Raw genomic sequence first — 20346 nt, forward strand, 5'->3', positions numbered from 1 at the left:
AATGAAAGCAGTATTTTCAATTTTCCTGGTAATGTTATGCGTAAACGCCAGGGCTGTGCTAAAATTGCCGGCCCTGATCGGCGATCATGCCGTGCTTCAACGCGGGGCTAAAATCCCGGTTTGGGGTTGGGCTAAACCCGGAGAAATGATTAGTATTTCTTTTAAGGGAAAAAGCTATTCAGCAGTTACTGCAGGAGATGGGAAATGGAATATGCAGCTTGCTGCAGCAAATGCGGGCGGACCTTATGAAATGATGGTTAGCGCGACAAACGAATCCATCACCATTCATGATATTTTGATCGGTGATGTGTTTTTATGTGCAGGTCAGTCGAATATGGAGTATGGCATTGATAAATTTTTATATGCCAAAGAGATACAGGATTCATCTAATCCAAAAATCAGGCAATTTAAAGTAAACAGACAGGCTGCAGATACAGTGCGTAACGATATTCTTTTGCATACAGGATGGCTAAGCGCATCGCCTGCAACTTTGGGTAGGTTTTCGGCCGTGGCTTATTTTTATGCGGCAGCTCTATTCGAAAAATATAAAATTCCTGTTGGGGTAATCAACAGCAGTTATGGCTCATCATTAGCCGAGGCCTGGATTAGTAAAGAAGGATTGGCAGATTTTCCCGGTTTTTTAAAACAACCAAAATTAGCTTCCGAGCAATCGAACCCGACCACGCTTTTTAATGCCATGTTATCACCACTTACTCCATATAATGTTAAAGGTGTATTGTGGTACCAGGGCGAATTTAATGCCAGCAGGGCTTTTCAGTACCGAAAATTATTGCCTACGCTGATTAACGACTGGCGTAAACATTTCGATAAAAAAGATCTGCCTTTTATCATTGTGCAATTGCCTAATTACAATAAAGTGCAGCCACAACTTAATGGAAGTGCCATTGCTGAGTTACGCGAAGCCCAGGCTATGGCGGCTTTGATGCCAAACGTAGATTTTGCAACTACTATTGATATTAACGCCAATGGTGATTTGCACCCTAAAGAGAAAAAACCGATCGGTAACCGGGCTGCTTTAATGGCCCAACAGCTCATTTATCATGAGAAACTACAGGCATCTGGTCTACGTTATGCTGCTTTAAAAATTGAAGGGAATAAAGCCTTTATCGAATTTACCAAACATTCAGGACAGATAAAGCCAGTTGATTCTGTTAACAATTTTATTATTGCCGGGGCTGATGGAAAATTCTTTCCTGCCAAAGCCATACTTGTAAAAAATACGGTGGTGGTTTCCTGTGCTAATGTACCAGCACCTATGGCGGTGCGCTATTGCTGGGCCGATAATCCGCCCGATGTTAATCTTTATAACCTTGATGGATTGCCTGCAAGCCCTTTCCGTACCGACGATTGGCCAGGACTTACTGCTCCAAAAAACACTCAACAAACCAAACGATGAAACAACTTAACCTTACCTTAACCATATTATTTTGCCTTTTCCCTTTTATTTCGCTACATGCCCAAAACAGCATTAACGAAGGCTTTGAAACCGCTCACAAATTAGAAACTACCGGTAGTGGAACGGCCAAAATAGAAAAAGGTGTTTTAAAAACCAAAGCTATTGATGTCGCTTTTGGAGATGCTACAGCGAGTGATTATGAAGTGAGTTTTAAAGCGAGAACGCCTCAAAATGAAAAACAAGTGCAGATTTGGGCCGGTTTCAGGGCTTCATCGCGGAACGACAAATATATTATTGGTTTAAGAGGTGGCATCCAGAACGACCTTTATCTTGCCAGACTTGGTTATATGGGTACTGATGATCATCTGGCCCTTCGTCACCTTGATTTTAACCTTATTCCTGGTCAGTGGTACAATTTACGCATTCAGGTGGTGGGCAACAGGATTAAGGTTTTTCTGGATAATAAAACACTTCCGCTTATTGATGTAAAAGATCCTTATACGGAGTTTTCGCCTAATGGAAAAGTAATCCTTGGTGGCAGCTGGCTGGCAAATGAATTTGATGATTTATCGATCAAACCGTTACCTGCTGATGCATTTAAAAATGATAAAGTACAGGAATTTGCTGCTCCATTGATCAATAAGTCACAAAAAAGAATCCAGGAACGTTCCGCTTATAAATCGGTAAAGCTAAATGTATTATCAAAAGGCAGGACTAATCTTTCCCTCACCGGAAAATGGTTATTTGCGCCGGGATATGAAATCAGCGATGCTCAAAAGGCAATTTCACCTGAAAATAATGATGAAAACTGGCATGTAATGACAGTACCACAGTTCTGGAACCCGAACAGGGAATGGTTACACGGCGAAAAGTACAATACCGCAAGTAAAGGTGTTGCCGATAATCATTATCAGAAAGAAATTGAACGTTGCGAAGCCTATACCTTCGATTATAAAAAAACAGATGTGGGTTACTACCGTCAGTGGATTGAACTTCCGGCAGATGTAGCGGGCAAAAATCTCGAGCTTGATTTTGACGCGGTATCAAAGGTCGGAGAGGTTTTTATCAATGGAAAAAAAGCCAATGAAGCACATATCGGCATGTTCGGCGCTTTTAAAGTTGAGGGAACAGGCTTATTTAAGCCAGGTAAAAACCTGATTGTAGTAAAAGTTTCGAGGGATTTTGTGAAAGATATTAAAGATGCCGATAAAATCACCGATGTGGCCGTAACGGTGCCCATCACCAATAAAATGATTAAGGATCTGGCACATGGTTTTTATAATGATGATCCCGCCGGGATCTGGCAACCCGTATCGCTGGTGATTTCCGATCCGTTGAAAATCACCGATGTGTTTATTAAACCAAATTTAACAGGTGCCGATATAGAAGTTACCGTAAAAAACAATACCGCTAAAAACAGTGTGTTCAATCTGTCTACCTCGATTGTGGAGAATAAAGATCTCCGGGCATTATTCTCTGGCGACGCCTTAAAAGATCAAAGTTTGCATGCCGGCGAAGAAAAAGTTTTTAAATACAATATCACTGGGTTAAAACCTAAATTATGGTCTCCGGCTACTCCTAATATTTATAATTTTAGCTTCATCATTGCTAAAAACAAACAGGAAACTGATCGTTTAACAATAGAATCAGGCTTTAGGACCTTCACCGCCAAAGGTGATTATTTTTACCTCAACAACAAACCTTACTGGCTGCGCGGTGGAAACCATACGCCAATGTCGCTCGCACCAAATGATACTTTATTGGCCAATGCTTTTTCCAAATTAATGCATGAGGGCAATATTGCGATCACCCGTACGCACACTGCACCTTACAGCGAGGTTTGGATGAACGCTTCCGACCATCAGGGGGTGGGCGTAAGTTACGAAGGCGGCTGGCCATGGCTCATGATCAACAGCAGTATGCCCGATGCAAAATTGATCGATTTGTGGAAAAACGAATTTTTCGACCTGATTAAAAAATACCGCAACCATCCATCGCTTTTATTCTGGACGGTAAACAACGAAATGAAATTTTATGACAACGATCCTGATTTGGAACGGGCGAAACTTAAAATGAAGATTATCTCAGACGTTGTGAAAAAAATGAGGGAAATTGATCCAACCAGGCCCATCAGCTTTGATTCTAATTATACCCGCAAGGAGAAAAAATTCGGGAAAGATTTTTATACCAACATTGATGATGGTGATATTGATGATCAGCATTGGTACCTGAACTGGTATCATGGCTCTGTTTTTTCCGAATTTAATGGCGAATGGCAACAGCGTTTCAAAAATCCGGGCAGACCTTTGATCAGTCAGGAGTTTTCTACAGGTTATCCTTCCGAAACCGGACATCCGACGCGGTTTTACACTTATGTGCATCAAAACCCTTCCTCATTGGTCGGGAATTATGCCTACGAATATGCCGATCCGAAATATTTTCTAGAAGCACAATCTTTCATCACCCGCGAATCGGCCGAGGCGGTAAGGCGTACCAATGATAAAGCTGCCGGTATCCTGCATTTCGCGGCACTAACCTGGTTCAGCAATATTGAAGATGCTAAACTGCTTAAACCTGAACGTACTTATTACCAGATGAAAAAAGCGTTGCAGCCCGTTTTAGTATCTGCAGAGTTATGGGGCAGGCATTTTTATGCCGGCGCAACTTTACCTGTCCGCTTTTATCTGGTAAATGATAGCGAAGACGGAAATGCCATCGCGCAAAGTACCATTCAGTGGTCTATCGAAGATCAGAACGGAAAAGTATTAAAAGAAGGGAAAGAAACTGTTCCTCCGGTTGATTATTATGGACGCAAATGGATTGCACCAAAGATCAGTCTTCCTGAAAACCTTTCTTCAGCGAAAACAGCCGCTAAACTGGTGATTAAACTGATCGAAAAAGGAAAAGAAATTTCAGCAAACGATTACGAAATTACCATTGCCGATAAAAATTATATCAGTGCAACTGGTTTGAATGGAAAAAAAATAGTATTGCTAGATCAAAGTGGTAAAATCGCGCCATTGGCTGCAAATTCTGGTATAAATGTAATTGCTGTTGCCAGTTTTGATGCTGCTGTAAAACAAAAACCCGATGTATTGATCTTAAGCGGAATGGACTCTGTAAATACCTCAGCTGCAACAGCTGCTGCCATCAGAAACTTTGTAAAAGACGGGGGAAAACTATTGCTGTTTAACAGTGGAAGCCTTGCTTCGGTTATCTTTCCGGAGCAGATTAGAAGTATGGTAAAAGAGCAGGGGGAAATCGTTTCGATGGAAATTCCGGAATCGAATGTTTTTAAAGGCATTGAACCGATGGAATTGCGCTATTTTAATAACAACGAAAGGCAAAACCCAACGGTGAGTGCTGGCGCCTACCGCATTAATAGAAACTCGGGGGTAGAAGCCCTCGCAGCATTTACCAAAGTACACGGTTACCTCGAAGGGAATATTTACCAGCGTACCAAAAGTTTAGATGCCATAAGGGGATTTCCGATTGTGAAAATAACAGATAAAGGAACTGCAATACTTTCTGAAATGTTGTTGAGCAAAGGAAACACCGACCCGATTGCCGCAAAACTTTTTGTAAATATGGTTGAGGAGTTAAGGTTAAAGCTGAAAGATTAAAGCAGAAAGACCAAAGTGAAAAGACGCAAGCAAAAAAAATCGTCATTGCGATGAGGTACGACGAAGCAATCTTTCCTGCAAAAAAGATTGCTTCGTCGGCTGAAAAAGCCTTCTCGCAATGACGCTCGTTTTATTAAATTGTCATCAATCCTGAGCGTAGTCGAAGGATCCATGATGCTCTATATAAAATAAAACAATAAATCTTATCTTGACAGCCAATACCAATAAATTAAAAATCTCCCTAACCAGAATATAATGTTACTGAAAAAAATCAGCCTCCTTAGCACCACATTGCTCTTCTGCTCCCTGATTAGCCATGCTCAAAAAGGAAAACCCAATACCATGAAACTCTGGTACGATAAACCGGCCAGCAATTGGAATGAGGCTTTGCCTTTGGGTAACGGTAGACTTGCTGCCATGGTTTATGGAAACCCCGATAAGGAAGAAATTCAGCTAAACGAAGAAACCATCTGGTCTGGCGGACCAGGCAATAACGTGCTGCCTGATGTTTACGGCAATATTACCGACATGCGTAAACTACTGGCCGATCAAAAATACAATGATGCCCAGCAGTTGGCGAACAATACCTTTAAAAGGGCCAGTGGCGAAGGTTACAACCATGGGATGCAGTATCAGCTTGCCGGTAGCCTCTTTATTAACGCAGAAAATCTACAGCCTGCCACTGAATATTACCGCGATCTCGATCTCAGTAATGCCATTTCTACCGTAACTTACAGTAAAGGTGGCGTAAGCTATAAACGCGAAACTTTTACCTCACTCAAGGATCAGGTGCTGATCATCAGAATCACTGCAGATAAACCGAAAAGCATCAGTTTTAGCTTAGGTATGAAAAGTCCGATGCCGAATTATAAAGTCATCACCGAAAATAATACGCTTAAACTAAGTGGGGTCACCTGCGATCTGGAAGGTAAAAAAGGTTTAGTTAAATATGTAACCCTTGTTAAAACCAAAACTGAAGGTGGTACATCAAGCACAGAAAAGGACAGCTTAACGGTTAAAAATGCCGATGCGGCAACCATATACGTTTCTATCGCGACCAATTTTAAGGATTATAAAACGTTAGATGTTAATGAAAATGAAAAGGCTTCGAACTTTCTTTCATTGGCGATGGGCAAAAGTTATCAGGCCTTAAAAGCCGATCACATCCAGGCTTACCAAAAATATTTCAACCGGGTAAAACTCGATCTTGGCCTTACGGATGACGCAAAACTCCCTACCGATGAACGTATCAGGAAATTTAAATCGGGCGATGATCCGGCATTGGTATCACTTTATTTCCAGTTTGGCCGTTACCTATTGATTTGCAGTTCGCAACCCGGAAACCAGCCCGCAACCTTACAGGGAAAGTGGAATTCGAAAATTGCACCACCATGGGATAGCAAGTACACCGTAAACATCAATACAGAAATGAACTATTGGCCGGCCGAGGTAACCAACCTCTCCGAAATGCACCAGCCTTTATTCAGCATGCTTAAAGATCTTTCCGTTACAGGGAAGCAGAGTGCGGCCAAAATGTACCACGCCCGCGGCTGGAACATGCACCACAATACCGATTTATGGCGCATTACCGGACCAACAGATGGTGGCTATTATGGCATGTGGCCGATGGGCGGGGCATGGTTAACACAGCATATCTGGCAGCATTACCTCTATACCGGAGATAAAAAGTTTTTGAAAGAAATGTACCCGGTGTTAAAAGAACTGGCTATGTTTTACAAAGATGTACTACAGGAAGAGCCTACGCACAAATGGCTGATTGTATCTCCATCAATGTCGCCAGAAAACGAATACCAGAAAGGGGTAGCGCTTGCTGCCGGCACCACAATGGATAACCAACTGGTTTTTGATGTATTCAGTAACGTAATAAAAGCCTCGTCTGCTTTAAAACAGGATGTTGCTTTTGCTGATAGCTTAAAAACGTTAAGGGCTAAACTTCCGCCGATGCAGATCGGGCGTTTTGGTCAGCTGCAGGAATGGTTGCAGGATTTCGACAGGCCAGGCGATAAACACCGCCATGCTTCACATCTTTATGGTTTATATCCTTCCAATCAGGTTTCTGCTTACCATAATCCCGAACTTTTTGATGCCGCTAAAACCGTGCTGCTCAACAGGGGCGATAAATCGACCGGATGGAGTATGGGCTGGAAAGTAAATTTCTGGGCCCGTTTGCTGGATGGTAACCACGCCTATAAATTGATTACCGATCAGCTTAGTCCGGCGCCGGTGGCCGAAAGCGGGCAGGATGGAGGCACATACCCGAATCTTTTTGATGCGCACCCTCCATTCCAGATTGATGGAAACTTTGGCTGTACCTCGGGCGTGGCCGAAATGCTGCTCCAATCGCAGGATGGTTTTATTTATGTTTTACCTGCCTTGCCGGATGCATGGAAAGAGGGAAGTGTAAATGGATTAATGTCGCGTGGTGGATTTAGTTTTGATATCAGCTGGAAAGATGGCAAAATCAATAAACTAGTGGTTCACGCAGCGCTTGGCGGAAACTGCAGGTTACGTTTGCCAAATAAAATAAAGTCTGTAAAAGGATCTGCACCTGCATTGGCAAAAGGGAAAAATCCAAACCCATTATTTGAGGTGGAGGAGCAGCAAAAACCGATTATAGCTGAAAGTGCAAAACTTAATCCTGTAGCTTTAAAAGCATCATTTTTGTATGATGTGAAGACTGAAGCAGGGAAAACATATTATTTTGAGTAGATTAAAACTAAAAGACTTAGTTATTGCGAGGTACGAAGCAATCCTAAAGCGAACGCTGGTAGCGATCGTTGTAAGATTGCTTCGTTGTACCTCCTCGCAATGACGAATCCTTTGGAATTGCACATTCTCAATGGAAAACCATTCTCACCTACAAATAAATATTTCCCTCCATTACAATTACCGATGAGCCGCTAACCATAACGCCATCATCCTCCACCCGCACATGTATTTCTGAAGGATGCCCGGTTTGTTCGCCCTGAAAAATAATATGGTCCTTGTTTTTTTGTACATGGCCCAGTTTTTCAAGATAACCTGTTAACGGACCAGCAGCTGTACCTGTTGCAGGATCTTCATCAATGCCGATGCCCGGATTGAAAAACCTTGTACTGGCAAGATAACCTTTGGCCGATGGTTCGGTAGAAAAAAGATAAAATCCATCAAAATCATATTCCTCACTCAATGCCTTTAAAAGTGCTTTATTTGGGATGGCGTGTATTAACGTATTCGAATCTTTAATTGGTACCATCAAATGGCTCACTTCTGTTTTTACCACTTTACTTTCCCAACCATTAATGCCAATTGATTCCACATCGAGCCCTATAGCTTCTGCAATCCTTGCATGTGGTATATTGCCGAGGATTTCGGCACGGCGTTGTTTCATCGCCACAAAAGGATGCCCGTTATTCTGTGATATATTTAATGGAATAGGTGTACCATTAATAGCCACCCATCTAGCATCACCCTGTGTTTTAAAAATATCCCATTGCTTTAATAGCGCAAGGATAACCGCACCCAATAAATTGTGCCCTGCGCCGTTAACTTCGAAACCTGCAGGTGTAAATGATCTTACTTCCAAAGCTCCACTTACTTCGCTATAATGCACGAAAGAAGTTTCGGAGTAACCAAATTCTCTCGAAATCTGGTGATATTGCTCGAGGCTAAGCTCTTCGGGAGTATAAACTACTGAAAGCTGGTTGCCGGTATAACGTTGAACGGTAAAAACATCCAATACGTAATAATCTAATTTTTTCATTTTTATGGTTTTATTTGTTGAGACCTGTGATGATTTTATAATTTTCGATCGTTGTATAAAGTTTTTTAATCCGCGAACAGTAATATAAAAATTTGTTAAACATGACCTTTAGATTTAAAATTCATCTCAAAATTAGACTGTAATAGTTTATTTTTGCTATGGGTTAATTCAAGGTAACCGGTAACCTCAAGTTAACTATTAGAGCTATGTTCACAACGAATATCAATGGCGAAGTACATGAAGCCACCTGCGAGCAGGAGCTTTCGGCTATTCGCGATAGTCTGGAAATTTTAGGCGGAAAATGGAAGCTCCGCATTATGCGTTATCTGGATGCGCGGCAGGATCAACGCAATACCTTTAAAAAAATACAAAGGGAAATTGAGGGTATTTCGGCAAAAATGTTATCTAAAGAACTGCAGGATCTGGAATTAAATCTCTTAGTTTCGAGAGAGGTAATCGATTCTAAACCAATAACGGTAGCCTATTCTATTACCTGTTATGGCTGTAGCGTGCTCCCTGTAGCCGATACTTTGGTAGAATGGGGCTTGAGGCATAGGGAAAGGATTAAAGCAGAGCCGCAGTAAGCCGTCATTTCGAGCGGAATGAAATGAAGCCGAGAAATCTACGGAGATAGATCTCTCCACTCCGCCATGCTTTGGTCGAGATGAAGACGTTTTTTATTAAACTCTTTCCAACTCGGCAAAAATCCGTGTTTTCCGTGAATCCGTGGCAAAAAGCAAAAACCAAGATCTTCGCGAGACGCTAAGACCATTAGGAAGTGTTTTTTTCTATTAATCTCTACAATAAAACCCATTTTTAATCATTTTTTAAGGCTTTATTAATCGAACGGGGATATGTTTGGCTACTGCTGACCAAATGAATACCAGTTATATTTACGCCGTATTGATTTAGTCAGCCATAAGTTTGCTGATCTAAATCTCATGACGAAAAAAATATCGATTAAAGACATTGCCCAAAGGCTAAATCTTTCTACTACTACCGTTTCCTTTGTAATTAATGGAAAAGCGAAAGAAAAGTTTATCAGCAAAGAGGTAACCGCCAAAATTCTCGACCTGGTTGCTGAAGTGGGCTTTAGGCCAAATTCTTTTGCCAAAGGGTTAAGAACAGGAAAATCGAATACCATTGGTTTTCTGGTAGATCATATATCAGATCCTCTCTTTTCGGGCATTGCCCATTTTCTCGAAGAAATTGCCGCACAGCATGGTTATAAAATATTATTCAGCAGCACAGGTAAGGAAAGGAATAAATTTGCCGAACTGGTAGATGTTTTTACCGAAAGGCGTGTTGATGGTTACATTGTAGCCACAGCCGTTGGAATGGAGGATGAAGTGAAAAAGCTGGTTGATTCTGGCATTCCTGTAGTGCTTTTTGATCGTTACCTGCCCGGCATTCCGGCAGATTATGTATTGGTAGATAATTTTGCCAGTACCTATAAGGCTACTCAACATCTTTTTGAAAATGGCTACCACAATTGTGCCTTTATTACCACCGATACAGCTGAACAACAAATGACCGATCGTTTAGAAGGTTACCGGATGGCGGTTGCTGATCACAATGGAGAAGAACAGATCTTTAAAATGAAATATCAAGGTACCGGAAGTACGGTAAATGCAATTACCAGTTTCTTACACGCAAACAGCCACATCGATGCCATAATATTTGCTGCTAATTACCTTACCATGGAAGGTTTACGTGCTTTAAAAATACCAAACGGAAAGTTAAGGGATGATTTGGCCATGGTTTCATTTGATGATTTTGAACTGCTCGAATTCATTTCTCCGGCCATTACAGCGATTCAGCAACCGATGGAGAAAATCGCACAGCATATCATGAAACTGCTTTTGGCAAAACTCACTCAAAAAAACGATCAGGAGATGTTTTCTACAGTTAATATTCCCTGCATGTTAAATATTAGGGCATCGAGTAAGGCAAAAGTGCCTGCGTTTCGTCACCCTGAATTTAGTTCAGGGTCTTCTATTAAATAACAACTAACAATCCTAACAGTCAAACAATATGAAACACCTTTTAACCTTTCTTTTTACTTTAACAATTACACTCACCCATGCCCAATCTAAAACCACCTATGTAGATCCTTATATTGGTTCGGGTAGCCACGGACACGTTTTTGTAGGTGCAAATGTTCCTTTTGGAGCGGTGCAGCTTGGCCCGATGAATATTTTTAAAGGCTGGGACTGGTGTTCTGGCTATAATTATGGCGATAGTATTTTAACAGGTTTTTCGCACCTGCGTTTAAGTGGGACTGGCATAGGCGACCTTGGTGATGTGCTGATTATGCCTTTTACAGGAGCCATCAAAACCGATAAAGGAACCGAACAAAATCATAAAAGTGGTTACTCGTCTTTGTATTCTCATAAAAATGAAAAGGTTCGTCCGGGTTATTATGCTGTGAAACTGGAAGATTATAACATTGATGTGGAACTCACTGCGACAGAAAGGGTAGGTTTTCACCGCTATAAATTCCCCGCAGGTAAACCGGCCCAAATTATTATCGATTTGCAGGAAGGGCTTAACGATAAAGCTACCGATACCTATATCGAACAGGTTGATGCCTATACCCTAAAAGGTTATCGTTTTTCTTCAGGCTGGGCCAAAGAACAACAGGCATTTTTTGCGATACGTTTCGAAAAGCCAATTGAGGCTTTTAATGTGTATGAAGGTTCAAAATTGCTTAACACCAAAAAAGGACAAGGAAAGGCAATTAAAGGCATGATTAGTTTAGGCCAGTCGCCCGGAACCATACAGTTTAAAGTAGGTATTTCGCCTGTAAGCAGTGAAAATGCTTTAGCCAATATCGCCGCCGAAATTGCGGATTGGAACATGGCCGGTATAATTAAATCAGCAGATGATAAATGGAACAAAGAATTGTCGAAAGTAGAAATCAAAACTGAAAATAAAGCCGATAAAAGGGTGTTTTATACCGCATTATATCATGCGATGATGCATCCGTCGCTGTTTAACGATAATAACGGTGATTACCAGGGAGCAGACAATAAAATACATCAAAAACCTTCATTCAACAATTATTCGGTGTTTTCTACCTGGGATACCTATCGTGCCGAGCATTCGCTTTTTACCATTCTTAATCCCGATAAAATCAGCGATTTTGTAAATACCATGCTCGCCATTTATGATGAGCAGGGTTATTTGCCCATATGGCATTTAAATGGTTACGATACCGGTACGATGGTTGGAATAAGCAGTCAGCAGATTATTGCAGAGGCTTATTTAAAAGGTTTCCGTGGTTTTGATGCTGAACGTGCTTTTGCCGCCATGAAAAAAACGGCGATGAGCGATCTCCGAGGATTAAATTATGTGAGTGATTTTAAAGCTATTCCATCTGATGTAGGTATCAACCGTCCTGTTGCCAATGGTTTGGAAGATGCCATTGCCGATGGGAGTATCGCCTTAATGGCCAAAGCAATGGGCAAAGATGCCGATTATAAATATTTTGAAAAACGAGCCGGAAATTATCAGTTATATTATGATAAATCGGTTGGATTTCCTAGGGGCAAAATGACTGATGGTAGCTGGAACCCTGTTTTTGATCCTTTAAAATCGACTAAACCTTATGCCACTGATTATGCAGAAGGCAATGCCTGGCAATACCTTTGGCTGGTGCCGCAGGATGTTAAAGGACTGATTGAAATGTTGGGCGGAGAAAAAACATTTACCAAACGCCTGGATGAGTTTTTTACCGTTCCTGCCGCAGGGGATTTAGTTGATCTTACCGGAAACATTGGTCAGTATGCGCATGGCAATGAACCAAGTCACCATATCGCCTACCTGTATAATTATGTGGGACAGCAATGGAAAACAGCAGAAAAAGTGCGTTACATCATGGATGAATTTTATCACGATCGTCCGGATGGAATTATAGGCAACGAAGATTGTGGACAGATGTCGGCATGGTATATCTTTTCTTCACTTGGTTTTTATCCTGTGTTTCCGGCATCCGGACAATATGTAATTGGCAGTCCGAAATTTGATTCGGTTTCTATTAAACTTCCCAATAAAAAAAGCTTTACGGTAACAGCTGTAAATAACAGTCCGAAAAATATTTATATCCAAAGTGTTGAGCTAAATGGAAAACCTTATCATAAGACTTTTATTAAACATCAGGATATTGTGAATGGTGGAACAATGAAATTTGTAATGGGAAGTAAACCGAATTTTAGTTATGGTGGGGATAACATACAAAGACCATAGTACATATCGTTCTCGTTGTAACGAGGATGCATGAGAATCGTGGTTTTATCGTTATTTTTTATCGGTTGGTGTCTCGCCAACCGAAACTTCATTTCTTTCTTATAAGCATTACAAATACGGACTTCGTTAATCCTGCTTACAAACGAGACTACACTTTGGGTAATATAAAAAAAATAAATAACTAGCTTTGGACGGCTTAACAGCAAGCTGAACATGAAGGAAAGCAAAATAAACGAGTATCACTTACATAAAGATCAACCTGGAAAAAGACAGTTTGAGGTATTCTCTATGAAAGATTACCTTGCCAAAAATAAACAGGATACCACTAAACCGCATATCCATAGCTTTTATCAGGTTCTTTGGTTTTTTGAAGGAGCGGGTAGTCACTTTGTAGATTTTAAACAATATGAAGTTTTACCCAATACCTTGTTTTTTATCGGCAAAAATCAGGTGCATTATTTTGACCAGGCTTCTGGTTATGATGGAATCATGATCCATTTTAACGAACGTTTTTTGGTGCAAAAGGATGATGATGTACACTTTTTCCTGAAATACAGTTTGTTCAACGATCCTCATCAGCATCCTTTTTGTCAAATCAGTCAACTGGCAGAAACGGATTTGAAAATTTTGGTGGAGCAAATTAATGCTGAACTGAACAAAAGCAGTGATTTCGGGCATCTGGAATTGTTGAGGCTTTATGTAAATGCATTTTTGATCCGCGCACAAAGAGAAAAAGGAAATGCAACGCTCCGTCAGCATCTGTTTTCTCCAAACGAAAAACATTTACAACTGCTCCGTTTTATCGATCTGGTAGAAATGAACTATCAAAAAGGACTTAGTGTTTCAGCTTACGCCGCTTTATTAAATGTATCGGCCAAAACACTCACCGAGCTTACCAATAAAACTGTTTTTAAAACACCGTCTATCATTATCCAGGAAAGGATTATTATAGAGGCACAACGCTTATTAACGCATTCAGGCCTGAATGTAAATGAAATCGGTTATCGCTTAGGTTTCGAAGATCCTTCTTACTTTGTAAAGTATTTTAAAAAACATACCAAACAATCGCCAAGTGCCTTTAGGAAAACCATTTCCTAAAATTACCATCTATTCTCTTATTTGTCCATTTCATGCTTGTTTAATCTGTCGCAATTTTGCCTGCAGATAATAAATAAGAAAATAATGATTCAACAAGCATTAATAATTGGTGGAACAACCGGAATGGGCAGGGCCACTGCAGAACTTTTATTAAAACAGGGAATAGAGGTGATTATAGTAGGGAGGACAGACAGGAATCTCGAAACTGCCGAAAAAGATTTATCAGCTCTAGGTCAGGTCAGGACAATAGGGGTAGATCTTTCCAAAATCGAAGAGGTTACAGCCTTTGCATCAACAATTAAAAAAGAAATGCCAAACCTGAAATTCCTGGTAAATGCCGCAGGTTATTTTAGTCCAAAACCTTTTCTCGAACATTCGGAGCAGGATTATGATATTTACCACAATTTCAATAAAGCATTTTTCTTCATCACCCAGGCTGCTGCAAAAGTGATGAAAGAAAACGGAGGTGGCGCTATTGTAAACATTGGTTCTATGTGGGCACAACAAGCCATTAAGGCCACACCATCGTCCGCTTACGCTATGGCAAAAGCCGGGTTGCACAGTTTGACACAACATTTGGCAATGGAACTGGCCGAAGATAATATTAGGGTAAATGCCGTATCGCCAGCAGTTGTGGTAACGCCAATTTATGGTTCTTTCATCGAAGCCGGTAAAATTGAGGAAACACTACAGGGCTTTAACGCTTTTCATCCCATTGGAAGAGTTGGCAGACCTGAAGATATTGCCAAAACAATCTCCTTTTTATTATCAGATGATAGCTCGTGGGTAACAGGTGCAATTTGGGATATTGATGGTGGGGTAATGGCTGGTCGTAATTAACCGGATATATTGATGTTGAATGAAATTAATTTAGAAGGTCTCGAGGCTTATAAAGCGCTCATTACCAAAACACCTGCTGAAGCAATATCTGCTTACGGAATTAGCGCAAAATGGCAAGGTGGCGTAAAAACGCAGATTCATACACACAACCAATTTGTAGGCACAAAAGAAGTGATCAAAAATTTCACTTTTGATATAGACGAACCAGAAGAGTTATTGGGCAGCAATTTAAATCCTACCCCGCAAGATTACCTTTTGGGCGGTTTGGCAGGCTGTATGATGGTTGGTTTTGTTGCCGAAGCCACAGCAAGGAACATTAAACTTGAAAGTGTAGCACTCCATATTGTCGGCGATCTTAACCTGCGTGGCTTTTTAGCTGTTGATGAGCAAGCCAGTATCGGCTTTAAGGAACTGAAGTTTAATTACGAGGTAAAAGGTAGCGGAACACATACCGATTATAATGAGATTATTAAAAAAGTACAGCAATATTCGCCCAATTATCGCACCATTACCGATAGTGTAATAATTACCGCTTCGGAAGTAAAAGAGTAGATAAGAATAAAATGTTATATTTAAAGGAGTAAGGTTTTTAAAACTTTACTCCTTTATAAACACCTCCACTCAAATTTAAAATCTGTATTCTCATTATGGCTTTTTAATGTCCTTAAAAAATTTAACCACTACCTCATCAGCTTCTTTTGGATAAACATGTCCGCCCGGATGCACATACAAAACTACAGGATTCCCGGTTTTTGATGGGTAGTAGGTAGCATATTCGCCATAGGGTTTTCCCTGTGTTTCGCAGCTGTTTATTTTTAAGATCAGGTTGCACATTAGTTTTTGCCACTCGGGTTTTACCAATGCATCCTTTTCGCCCATAATGTGCATGGCCGGTTTGGGTTGAAGCTGGCCGGCTGCTTTTCTACTCACAGCCGATGATGGTGCAAAGGCCGCAAATACATCAGGTCGGGTAGCCCAGAGCAGGTAGGTAAATCCACCACCGTTAGAGTGTCCGGTAGCATAAATGCGTTTATCATCTACCTTGTAATCTTTCTCGAACGTTTTTAGCATCTCATCAAAGAAATTCAGGTCGCGGTTATTCATATCTCCGGCTTCCTTTTGCCAGCCTGGTAATTTGCCCTGCGGATCGGTAAGCTGTCCGGGCGTATTTAATCCCTGCGGGTATACAATAACGGCCTCAGGCCAAAGTTTTTCGAATTGGTGGCTCCGGTAAGCATTTTCCATGGTGCCCCCATGACCATGAAACACAAAAATAAGCGGGCTTACTTTCGTTTTTGCCGTAGCTGGAAGGTGTACCAAAGCTTCTCTCTCGGTACCCTCAACCGTCCAGTGCAACTTTTTGATTTCTGAAGCAGATTGGGCATAGACACCTAAAACTGAAGCACAGATAAATAGTAGGATGAAAAAAAAAGATTTAAATACCCCGAATATTGTGTTTCTCACCATACCCATATTGACCTGAATTGTCTGATATGGTTTAATTATGATTCCTTTTTTCAGGGTATTTATTTATTAGAAAAAATTTACAGCGTAAACTCTATCTTTTGAACCAGGTAAGCTTTGCCGAATTTTTGAGGATCGTGCGTTACCGTTGCTTTAATGGCTTTCCATTTTGGTAACTGGGCTTTTTGCCCGTTGGTACGCACTTCCAATGCATTTTGATAGATTTCTTCTAGCTGACTTTGAACGGTGCTGTTTGCGTAAGTTAACTGTACTTTATCATAGTTAAAAAAGTAGTCATTACCTGTTTTGTTCAATCTGATTACCGGACCACCTGGTACATAGGAAACAATTAATTGAACATCGAAAGATTCGTTGCCTTTATATTGTTCTTTGCTTACGATTCTTGAAAAAATAAATGAATAAGCAGAATCATCCTGAGGTGGATTATCATCATTGTGGAATTTGGCTTTGACCCGGTAGGTGTAGCCAACTTCTCTTTGATCAAAACCTACAAGTGCTGCGCCAGCCAGCTCTTTTTCCGGGAATTTGAGCAAGATATCTTTATCCGAACCATAACGGTGGTCAACAAGAAGCTCTACTTCCTGTCCGTTTTTAAGTTTCAGCGGACCATAAACTTCTTCTTTTTTGCAAGAAAACAGGCCGATGACTAAAAAAAGTAAGGTTAGTTTTTTCATATTTTAAAGCGTTTTATTTTTTACCAAAACGAGTATGAACCAGCTAGTGCTACAATCCGGGATATTTATTTAAAATAATAATAGAATCAATTGTGATTTGTTAACAATTATTTATTTAAGTGATATGCTTCTTAAATGACGTATAATCTTAATGATGGAAAAAACATCCTAAAAATATTAAAAACAATCAATTAATGATTTATTGATGCTTATTTTAGTTCTTCAGGGTCTACCCGAATACCATACTCTCCCTTTCCAATCCTTTCTGAAAGGTTTTTAAGGGTGGTTATCTTTTTCTCCATGGCCAATGTTTCCTGCTTTACCTGCTCCTCCAAACGGATCCTGTCTTCAAAGTCACTCATGGTACGCCTGTAAAAATAAATGGTGCTCACTAAAGAAACCAGAAAAGCAATTATAATAGAAGTTAAGGAGATTGTACCATACAGATTAAGGGTAGATAACCTGGTCGACAGTAATATTTCTTCCCTGCTTTCCATCCTGGTAATAATCGTTCTGGCCCTGTCCATATACGATTTGCCCATTAAAAGTACATCCTGACTAATGGTGCCGCCAAGGCGTTTCTGGTTAATGGTATTTTCTAAAAGGTCATATTTCGAATCGATCATTTCTTTTAGCCCTTTAAACTCATTTTGCTGTGCAGCATTATCCTTGGTCAGGTATTTAACCGTATCAAATGCTGCTCGGGTAAGTTGCGCTGCACCTTTATAGGGTTCCAGAAATTTTTCATTGCCCGTAAGCAGAAAACCCCGCTGACCAGTTTCTGCATCTTTCATTGATGAAATAATCGATTCGAGTTTACCACGCACAGTATTGGTATGGTCTACCCATTTTTCGCTGTTGTAAAATTTTTCTACAGAAAAATAAGATAGGGCAGAAGTTGCAATCGTAAAGATAATGGAGAGGATGAATCCCGTTACAGGACGGTTAAAAAAAGGAGTTTTCATTAAGGATGTCTTTTCGCGAATTTAGTGTTTTTATCATTTTTTAATCAATAAGTATATAAAAACCGTATTTCTTCGTGATTTTACCAAGTCAAATTACGGGTAAAAAATCAAAAAAAGTAACGCTCGAATCTATATCTTATCAAGATCTATAAATAGGAAAGGTTACCATCATAGGATGATAACCTTTTTTTGATCCATCAACTAACCAAAGTATCAGATCATGTTTTAATAAATAGATGTGCGGTATAAACCAGTAAGAGATTACTTTGTTTTCAGAATTTACATTTTTTTAGTCGCTAATTGCCTTTCTGTTTGATTATAAGCTTGTTTCTTTTTAGTCGTCGCCAATAATTAGCCATAAAAGCTATGGCAATCAGGCTTCCAAGTACCGATGGAAGAAACTGACTGTAGGGCTGATATTGTGGTAGTACTGTACCCGCAAAGGCAGAAAGCAATCCGCTAAAAGCACTTACCATTTTAAGAATATGTTCATATAGCCAAAGTTGACCATAAGTTTTTGTAGAGAGCAGATAACGGCCTAAATCGTAACCAACAGCCATCAACAGGTATCCAACGGTGCTGTAAATAATCACAGGCGACCAGATCATCCCGATGGCATTAAAGTAAAATATAAAAAACGATACCGAAGCCAGGGCGAGTAAAGCCATAACGATATCAATTGCCTGAGGAATGTTTGATTTGTTGCGTATGGCGCGGAAACCAGAAAAACCCATATAACCGCTTAAAACCGTAATCACTAACAAAAAGCTGTTACGTTTAAATACAAACACACCCAGAAGGCCTGTAAAAATTACAATTCCCAAAAGTATTAAGAAGAGCCTTCCTGATTGGCGGTGAATTCGCCCCTGTTTTTTAAACAATAAGATAAATATTCCGGTTAATAATGCCAGCGAACCAGCGCTTACGTGGAGAATGATATTGCTTTTATGCAAGATTGATAAGAGTTCCATTTGCTTTTTTATCCCAAAGGAACCACATTTGGTGATGGTTACTGCCCCAGCTTATAAGGCAGGACTTGTACCCAGGTTATTTTGTTTTTGATATTCGAGCGGAGTGAGGCCGGTTTGGGTTTTGAAAATTCTATTAAAAGCTGATTTCGAACGGAAACCACTTTCGTAGGCAATACCCAGGATAGAAAGATGCGAAAACTGAGGATCCAGAAGTTTTACTTTAACCGCTTCTACGCGGTAACCATTTACAAAAACAAAAAAGTTTTTTGTCGATTGCTGGTTGATGATCTGAGAAAGTTGGTTTGCATTTATACCAATTTGTTGTGCCAGCATAGCAAGGTTAAGCTCATCGTTAAGATATGGCTTTTCTTCTTCCATATAGTTCAGTAAACTTGAGTATAGTTGTGCAGATGAAATTTCATCAAGCCCTGTTTTCTGATAAGCAGCTGGTTGTTCCAGTTTTGCTGTATTGCTATCTTTTTCTATTGCACTTTGCTGTTGCAGGCCCATGTAGCCAATAAAAAATACATATAGCGCAAGTGTAGCTCCTACATATGCGAAAAGGTTTTCAGTACCCGCAAGTTGTTGTTGCCTTCCGAAACGGATAAATAAAAACAGCAACACGAATAAACCCAGAATAGAAATGACTAACCATTTAAGCCAGTTTAAATTGATTTTTTCGGTGTAAGAATACTTATCGGGCAGCGATTTTCGGTAGCGGTTGAGAACAAGTAATCCTTTTAAGGCATAAAGTCCGGGTATTACTGCAATGGGCATGGTAAAAAGGTAAATAAGCAGCTTTGGAACAATTGCTGTGAAATGCGGAAAGCCGTATCTAACTGTGATTCCGTTGTGATAGGTTAATCCGGTAGCGGTGGTTAGGATTACATAAATCAACCAGGGAACGACATAAAATGCCACAGTTTTTAAATGTGGTGCTTTACCAGATGAAATACTAAGAATATACTGAAACAGGATCGGAGCAGTTAGTAAAGGAATAGAAAAAGCGATAATGCCACAAAAATTTGTGGCAACAGGCTTTATCGAAAGGCTATCTAAATAAAAAAACAGCTGTATACTTACCAGTATTAACCAGGCCATAAGCCATTGATCGGCCAAGGGTTTTGGCTTTTTAGCACGAAGCAAGAGAACCAGGAATAAACCCTGTAAAGCACCGGCAAATATAAGTGATTTTAAGAGCATGGGATTTTAGTGCTCAAAGCTAAAACAATCCGGGGGAAATCTTTAAGGTATAATAACAG

At 40.3% G+C, this 20346-nt stretch carries 15 protein-coding genes; 9 read left to right on the forward strand and 6 right to left on the reverse strand.

Translation table 11 applies throughout. From position 1 onward, the window contains the following. The first annotated feature begins 1 nt into the window (after position 1). The 3 genes from R2R28_RS27100 (at position 2) to R2R28_RS27110 (ending at position 7770) form a co-directional block, all read left to right on the forward strand. Complete coding sequence (locus tag R2R28_RS27100) at positions 2–1417, forward strand: sialate O-acetylesterase (protein ID WP_316828793.1); 1416 nt, start codon at positions 2–4, stop codon at positions 1415–1417. Further along, positions 1414–5040: a glycoside hydrolase family 2 TIM barrel-domain containing protein gene (locus R2R28_RS27105; RefSeq protein ID WP_316828794.1), complete on the forward strand. Its 3627-nt coding sequence runs from the start codon at positions 1414–1416 to the stop codon at positions 5038–5040. The genes R2R28_RS27100 and R2R28_RS27105 overlap by 4 nt, the downstream gene beginning before the upstream one ends. A 255-nt stretch (positions 5041–5295) precedes the next feature. Beyond that, positions 5296–7770, forward strand: coding sequence for a glycoside hydrolase family 95 protein (locus R2R28_RS27110; RefSeq protein WP_316828795.1), 2475 nt, complete (start codon positions 5296–5298; stop codon positions 7768–7770). Positions 7771–7918: 148 nt separating this feature from the next. On the opposite strand, the gene R2R28_RS27115 is transcribed toward R2R28_RS27110, so the two are convergent. Further along, positions 7919–8803: a PhzF family phenazine biosynthesis protein gene (locus R2R28_RS27115; protein ID WP_316828796.1), complete on the reverse strand. Its 885-nt coding sequence runs from the start codon at positions 8801–8803 to the stop codon at positions 7919–7921. A gap of 206 nt (positions 8804–9009) precedes the next feature. On the opposite strand from R2R28_RS27115, the gene R2R28_RS27120 reads away from it, so the two are divergent. The 6 genes from R2R28_RS27120 (at position 9010) to R2R28_RS27145 (ending at position 15541) form a co-directional block, all read left to right on the forward strand. Continuing rightward, complete coding sequence (locus R2R28_RS27120; protein WP_316828797.1) at positions 9010–9387, forward strand: helix-turn-helix domain-containing protein; 378 nt, start codon at positions 9010–9012, stop codon at positions 9385–9387. A 357-nt stretch (positions 9388–9744) separates the two neighbouring features. Then, positions 9745–10809: a LacI family DNA-binding transcriptional regulator gene (locus tag R2R28_RS27125; protein WP_316828798.1), complete on the forward strand. Its 1065-nt coding sequence runs from the start codon at positions 9745–9747 to the stop codon at positions 10807–10809. A gap of 28 nt (positions 10810–10837) precedes the next feature. Continuing rightward, positions 10838–13051: a GH92 family glycosyl hydrolase gene (locus R2R28_RS27130; protein ID WP_316828799.1), complete on the forward strand. Its 2214-nt coding sequence runs from the start codon at positions 10838–10840 to the stop codon at positions 13049–13051. Positions 13052–13264: 213 nt separating this feature from the next. After that, positions 13265–14149 (forward strand): AraC family transcriptional regulator, encoded by an 885-nt coding sequence (locus tag R2R28_RS27135; protein WP_316828800.1) that lies wholly within the window; start codon positions 13265–13267, stop codon positions 14147–14149. A gap of 84 nt (positions 14150–14233) precedes the next feature. Continuing rightward, positions 14234–14989 (forward strand): SDR family oxidoreductase, encoded by a 756-nt coding sequence (locus tag R2R28_RS27140; RefSeq protein ID WP_316828801.1) that lies wholly within the window; start codon positions 14234–14236, stop codon positions 14987–14989. 12 nt (positions 14990–15001) lie between these two features. Further along, entirely contained in the window at positions 15002–15541 is a 540-nt protein-coding gene (locus R2R28_RS27145) for an OsmC family protein (RefSeq protein ID WP_316828802.1), read from the forward strand. Between the two features lie 93 nt (positions 15542–15634). On the opposite strand, the gene R2R28_RS27150 is transcribed toward R2R28_RS27145, so the two are convergent. From R2R28_RS27150 to R2R28_RS27170, 5 genes are all read right to left on the reverse strand, one after another. Beyond that, positions 15635–16456: an alpha/beta hydrolase family esterase gene (locus R2R28_RS27150; protein WP_316828803.1), complete on the reverse strand. Its 822-nt coding sequence runs from the start codon at positions 16454–16456 to the stop codon at positions 15635–15637. Between the two features lie 77 nt (positions 16457–16533). Further along, the gene (locus tag R2R28_RS27155; protein ID WP_316828804.1) at positions 16534–17148 is read right to left on the reverse strand and encodes a hypothetical protein; all 615 of its coding nucleotides are present in this window, start codon (positions 17146–17148) and stop codon (positions 16534–16536) included. 209 nt (positions 17149–17357) lie between these two features. Next, positions 17358–18113 carry a CHASE3 domain-containing protein gene (locus R2R28_RS27160; protein ID WP_316828805.1) on the reverse strand — a complete coding sequence of 252 codons (756 nt, stop codon included), beginning with the start codon at positions 18111–18113 and terminating at the stop codon, positions 17358–17360. A 296-nt stretch (positions 18114–18409) separates the two neighbouring features. After that, positions 18410–19084, reverse strand: a complete 675-nt coding sequence (locus R2R28_RS27165; RefSeq protein ID WP_316828806.1) for a hypothetical protein — start codon at positions 19082–19084, stop codon at positions 18410–18412. A gap of 51 nt (positions 19085–19135) precedes the next feature. Beyond that, a complete protein-coding gene (locus tag R2R28_RS27170; RefSeq protein ID WP_316828807.1) occupies positions 19136–20287 on the reverse strand; it encodes an AraC family transcriptional regulator in 1152 nt (383 codons plus the stop codon). Between the last annotated feature and the right edge of the window lie 59 nt (positions 20288–20346).

The organism is Pedobacter miscanthi, assembly GCF_032678605.1.
Classification (GTDB): Bacteria; Bacteroidota; Bacteroidia; order Sphingobacteriales; family Sphingobacteriaceae; genus Pedobacter; species Pedobacter miscanthi_A.